General features: G+C 60.9%; 2 protein-coding genes and 1 pseudogene. 1 reads left to right on the top strand and 2 read right to left on the bottom strand.

What is annotated here, in order from left to right; translation table 11 throughout:
* Both psaB and psaA read right to left on the bottom strand, forming a co-directional pair.
* The coding region (gene psaB, locus KBZ15_RS17385) for a photosystem I core protein PsaB (protein WP_255016483.1) at positions 1-2,073 on the bottom strand (2,073 nt) is incomplete at its 3' end.
* A gap of 19 nt (positions 2,074-2,092) precedes the next feature.
* Positions 2,093-4,396: a photosystem I core protein PsaA gene (gene psaA, locus KBZ15_RS17390; RefSeq protein ID WP_255016485.1), complete on the bottom strand. Its 2,304-nt coding sequence runs from the start codon at positions 4,394-4,396 to the stop codon at positions 2,093-2,095.
* 333 nt (positions 4,397-4,729) lie between these two features.
* Between psaA and KBZ15_RS17395 the strand changes: the two are divergent.
* A pseudogene (locus tag KBZ15_RS17395) lies at positions 4,730-5,567 on the top strand (hypothetical protein); the annotation flags it as partial.

Genomic DNA, 5,567 nt, shown 5'->3' on the forward strand with positions numbered 1-5,567 from the left:
GGCGAGCGGGGTGCGTTGATGGGCCCAGACGATGGTTTCGATCAGCTCCTGCCAGTAACCCCTCCAGGAGATCAGGAACATGAAGCCCGTAGCCCACACCAGGTGACCAAACAGGAACATCCAGGACCAAACGGCCAGGTTGTTGCTGCCAAAGGGGTTGTAACCATTGATCAGCTGGGAGGAGTTGAGCCACAGATAATCGCGGAACCAGCCCATCAGATAGGTGCTGGATTCGTTGAACTGGGCCACGTTGCCCTGCCAGATGGCAAGGTGCTTCCAGTGCCAATAGAAGGTCACCCAACCCACCGTGTTCAGGGCCCAGAAAACCGACAGGTAGAAGGAATCCCAGGCAGAGATATCACAGGTGCCGCCACGGCCGGGGCCGTCGCAGGGGAAGGCGTAGCCAAAGTCCTTTTTATCGGGCATCAGCTTGGAACCCCGAGCATCTAGGGCACCCTTGACCAAGATCAAGGTGGTGGTGTGCAGACCCAGAGCGATGGCGTGGTGAACCAAGAAGTCACCAGGGCCAATCTGCAGGAACAGATCGTTACCACCATTGATGGCATCGATCCAACCGGGCAGATAAACCGCACTGGCAGTGCTAGCTGCGGATGCGGAATTAGATAACAGCACATCCATGCCGTACATCGCCTTGCCGGAAGCGGCTTGGACGAATTGGGCAAAGACGGGTTCCACCAAGATCTGCTTCTCAGGAGTACCGAAGGCCACAACCACATCGTTGTGGACGTAGAGACCGAGGGTGTGGAAACCGAGGAACAGGGATACCCAACTCAGGTGACTGATGATGGCTTCCTTGTGCTCAAGCATCCGTGCCAACACGTTGTCCTTGTTGGCTTCAGGGTCGTAATCCCGAATGAAGAAGATCGCACCGTGGGCGAAAGCACCGCACATCAGGAAGATGGCGATGTACTGGTGGTGGGTATAAAGGGCAGCCTGGGTGGTGTAGTCCTTAGCGATGAACGCATAGGACGGCATGGCATACATATGCTGTGCCACCAGACTGGTGACCACACCCAACGCTGCCAAGGCCAGACCGAGCTGGAAGTGCAGGGAGTTGTTGATGGTGTCGTAGAGACCCTTGTGACCGGCTCCCAGGGCGCCACCAAAGGGAGTTCCCTTGGGCGGATTGTGGGCCTCGAGAATCTCCCGGATCGAGTGACCGATCCCGAAGTTGGTGCGGTACATGTGACCGGCAATCACGAACAGACAGCCAATCGCCAGGTGGTGATGGGCGATGTCCGTGAGCCAGAGGGCTTCAGATTGGGGGTGGAAGCCACCGAGGAAGGTGAGGATCGCCGTGCCCGAGCCTTCAGCCGCTCCGAACTGCTGATAAACAGTGTCGGGATTCTGGGCGTAGACGCCCCAGTTGCCGGTGAAGAAAGGAGCCAGGCCAGCTGGATGGGGCAGCACCGAGAGGAAGTTGTCCCACCCGACGTGCTGACCGCGGGCCTCGGGAATGGCCACGTGAACCAGGTGACCGGTCCAGGCGATCGAACTGAAGCCAAACAGCACAGCCAGGTGGTGGTTGAGCCGGGATTCAGCGTTCTTGAACCAGGCCAGAGAAGGCCTGAACTTGGGCTGGAGGTGGAGCCAGCCGGCAAACAGGGCCCAGGCCGACAGGATCATCATGAAGATGGAACCCTGATACAGCTCGGCATTGGTGCGCATGCCGATCGTGTACCACCAGTGGTACAGACCGGAATAGGCAATGTTCACCGGAGAGGAGGCGCCCGCCTGGGTGAAGGCGGCAATGGCGCCCTGGCCGAAGTGGGGATCCCAGATCGCATGCGCGATGGGACGGATGTGCAGCGGATCGGCGACCCACTGCTCAAAGTTGCCCTGCCAGGCGATATGGAACAGGTTGCCCGAAACCCAGAGGCCAATGATGGCCAGATGACCGAAGTGGGTGGAGAACAGCTTTTGGTAAAGCCGCTCCTCGGTCATGCCGTCGTGGCTCTCGAAATCGTGAGCCGTGGCGATGCCGTACCAAATACGGCGGGTTGTCGGGTCCTGCGCCAGACCCTGGCTGAACGAAGGAAATTTCGTTGCCATTGGGAGAGGTCAGTAAAGGTCAGCCGACCGCGACGATGCGGGCCAGGAAGAATGCCCAGGTTGTTGCGATACCGCCCAACAGATAGTGGGCGACACCTACAGCACGACCCTGGGTGATCGAAAGAGCCCGCGGCTGGATCGCCGGAGCAACCCTCAGCTTGTTGTGAGCCCAAACGATGGACTCAATCAGCTCTTGCCAATAGCCGCGGCCACTGAACAGGAACATCAGGCTGAAGGCCCAGATGAAGTGGGCACCCAGGAACATCAGGCCATAGGCACTGGAACTGGAGCCGTAACTGTTGATCACTTGAGCTGCCTGGGCCCAGAGGAAGTCGCGCAACCAGCCGTTGATGGTGATGGCGCTCTGGGCAAAGTTGCCGTTGGTGATGTGCTGGACGCTGCCGTCAGCATTGACGGTGCCCCACACGTCGCTCTGCATCTTCCAGGAGAAGTGGAAAATGACGATCGACAGGGAGTTGTACATCCAGAACAGGCCGAGGAACACATGGTCCCAAGCCGACACCTGGCAGGTGCCGCCACGGCCAGGGCCGTCGCAGGGGAAGCGGAAGCCCAGATTCGCCTTGTCGGGGACGAGGCGGGAGCTACGCGCATACAACACACCCTTCAGCAGGATCAGCACGGTGACGTGGATCGTGAAGGCATGGATGTGGTGGACCATGAAGTCGGCCGTTCCCAGGGGAATCGGACCGGCGGCCACCTTGCCTCCCACGGCAACTACGGCGCCGTTGAACACCTCACTGACCCCTGCCAGAGCATTGGGTGCGGTGGTGCCAGCGGCGGCGGCGTGCAGCCCCTGGACCCACTGCGCGAAGACGGGCTTCAGGGCAATGGCGGAGTCGCTGAACATGTCCTGGGGACGACCCAGGGCACGCATGGTGTCGTTGTGGATGTAGAGGCCGAAGCTGTGGAAGCCCAGGAAGATGCACACCCAGTTGAGGTGACTGATCAGGGCATCACGCGCCTTGAGCACCCGGTCGAGCACGTTGTCCACGTGCTTGGCGGGGTCGTAATCGCGAATCATGGCGATGGAGGCGTGGGCGCCGGCACCAACGATCAAGAAACCGCCAATCCAGGTGTGATGGGTGAAGATCGACAGCTGGGTGGGGTAGTCAATCCCGATGTAGGGATAGGGGGGCATCGCATACATGTGATGCGCCACGATGATCGTCAGGGAGCCAAGCAACGCCAGGTTCACGGCCAGCTGGGCGTGCCAGCTGGTGGTCATGAACTCGAAGAGGCCGTCATGGCCCTTGGGGGCGGGGAACAGCAGGGGATCACCCTTCTGGCCCTCAAGGATCTCCTTGATGCTGTGGCCGATGCCCCAGTTGGTCCGGTACATGTGACCGGCCACGATGAACAGCACCGCGATCGCCAGGTGGTGATGGGCGATGTCGGTCATCCAGAGGCTGCCGGTCACAGGATTGAGCCCACCCTTGAAGGTGAGGAAATCGCTGTAAGCGGCCCAGTTTCCTGAGAAAAAGGCTGAAATGCCCGCCCCGAAACCGGGGAATATCTGGGCAATCAGATCCTGATTCAGGAATTCATGGGGCAGGGGGATGTCCCCATAGGTGGCGATGGTTTTGCCATTGAGCACCAGCGGCTGGCCGGCGTCGATGGCTTCCATCAGCGCATTGGTGGGCAGGGACACGTGCAGGAGGTGGCCTGTCCAGGAGAGGGAGCCCAAACCAAGCAGGCCAGCCAGATGGTGGTTGAGCATCGACTCAACGTTCTGGAACCATTCCAGCTTGGGAGCTGCCTTGTGGTAGTGGAAGACACCGGCATTGAGCATCAGCCCAGCCATCACCAGGGCCCCGATGGCCAGGGAGAGCAGCTGGGTTTCGTTGGTGATGCCCCAGGCCCTCCACACGTGGAAGACGCCGGAGGTGATCTGAATGCCGTGGAAGCCGGCACCCATATCGCCATTGAGGATTTCCTGGCCGAAAATGGGCCAGACCACCTGCGCCGAAGGCTTGACGTGCAGGGGATCGGTCAACCAACCGGTGTAGTTGGAAAAGCGGGCTCCATGGAAGAAGGCGCCGCTCAGCCAGATGAAAATGACGGCCAAATGGCCGAAGTGAGCAGAAAAGATCTTGCGAGAGACCTCTTCGAGGTCACTCGTGTGGCTATCGAAGTCGTGAGCATTGGCGTGGAGGTTCCAAACCCAGGTGGTGGTTTTGGGACCTTTGGCAAGGCTGCGATCGAAATGGCCGGGCTTGCCGAACAGTTCGAAGGTGGCCGGAACTGGGTTCCGGTCGACCATGGCCTTCGCCTTTTCCCCACGTTCTGGTGGGCTGATGGTCATCGAGACATTCCTCGAGGGACGGAGTCGAGGTGGTGGGTCCACCCCTTCGGCAAGCCGGATGGCTTACCTGTGGGCCCCACGGACAGCCAGGGCCGAAACCCCAAGCCGCTCGTGGGCGCCAGCCGCAAAGAAGCTCGCGAAACCGCGAAACCGCTTGGCACAACTGGAGCTTTGGGCCCCAGATAGGGGACCGCTGGTCGAAGTATAGGGGTCGTTTTCGAGGAGTTTTGGGTCGCAGTTACAAAGGTTCAATCCCAGTGCTTCCCAGGCCAGCACTGGGCTTTACAGAACAAAAAGAATTATCGAGATTGGGCAACTCTTGAGCAATTAATTATGCTTCCAAGCCCGGGCGCCCTCAAAGTGCCCGCTGGATTGGCTGGGCAGCCTTGCCGTCACAATGGCTTCAAAATCAGCCTGAAATCCAGCGTGGGCGGAGCCAGCGCAACCAAGCCAGCCAACCACCGCCACCCCAACCTGTGGCGCAAGGGCCTGCTGACACTCCTGTTTGTGGCGCTGTTGGTGCTGCCGGTGGGCTACGGCCCCATCTCCTGGAAGCGAGCCACCCTGTCAGCAGATGGGCTCCTGCAAACCCAGGCCCCCTCGGGGCGCCTGCAGGAGGTGGCTCCGCCAGGGGCCGTGCAACAACTTCAAGAGGCCCTGGCCCTGCGCCGTCCCCAGGTGACGATCGAGGCGCCGCGGGATGGGGCCAACCTGCCTGCCGGGCCAATCAAGCTGAGCTTGAAGGTGCGCGACTGGCCCCTGGTAGACGCCGGAGGACTGGGCCTGGGCCCCCATGTGGTGGTGCAGGTAGACGACCTGCCAGCCATTCGGCTCAGCGGCCTCGAGCTTGAGCTGCCTCCCCTGAGCCCGGGGAGCCATCGGATCACTGCCTATGCCGCAAGGCCCTGGGGAGAGGCGGTGAAAAGCCCTGGCGCCTGGAGCCAGATCAGGGTGCATCGGGTCACGGCCAATCCCCTAGCGATCCCCCAGCCGGGGACCCCCCAGCTGATTCCCGTCAGCCCGGCGGACCTGGCCGGCGCTGAACCGCTGCTACTCGACTGGCTGCTGCTGGATGCACCCCTCCAGGGCCTGCGGGATAACGACGGCAGCTGGCGCCTGCGGGTATCCGTCAATGGCGACAGCTTTCTGGTGGATCAGAACTCCCCCCTTT

This window comes from Cyanobium sp. BA20m-p-22 (assembly GCF_024346275.1).
GTDB lineage: Bacteria > Cyanobacteriota > Cyanobacteriia > PCC-6307 > Cyanobiaceae > Cyanobium_A.

Excerpts from the sequence above, each read along its gene's own strand:
- psaA (WP_255016485.1), bottom strand. The coding sequence starts at position 4,396 with ATGACCATCAGCCCACCAGAACGTGGGGAAAAGGCGAAGGCCATGGTC.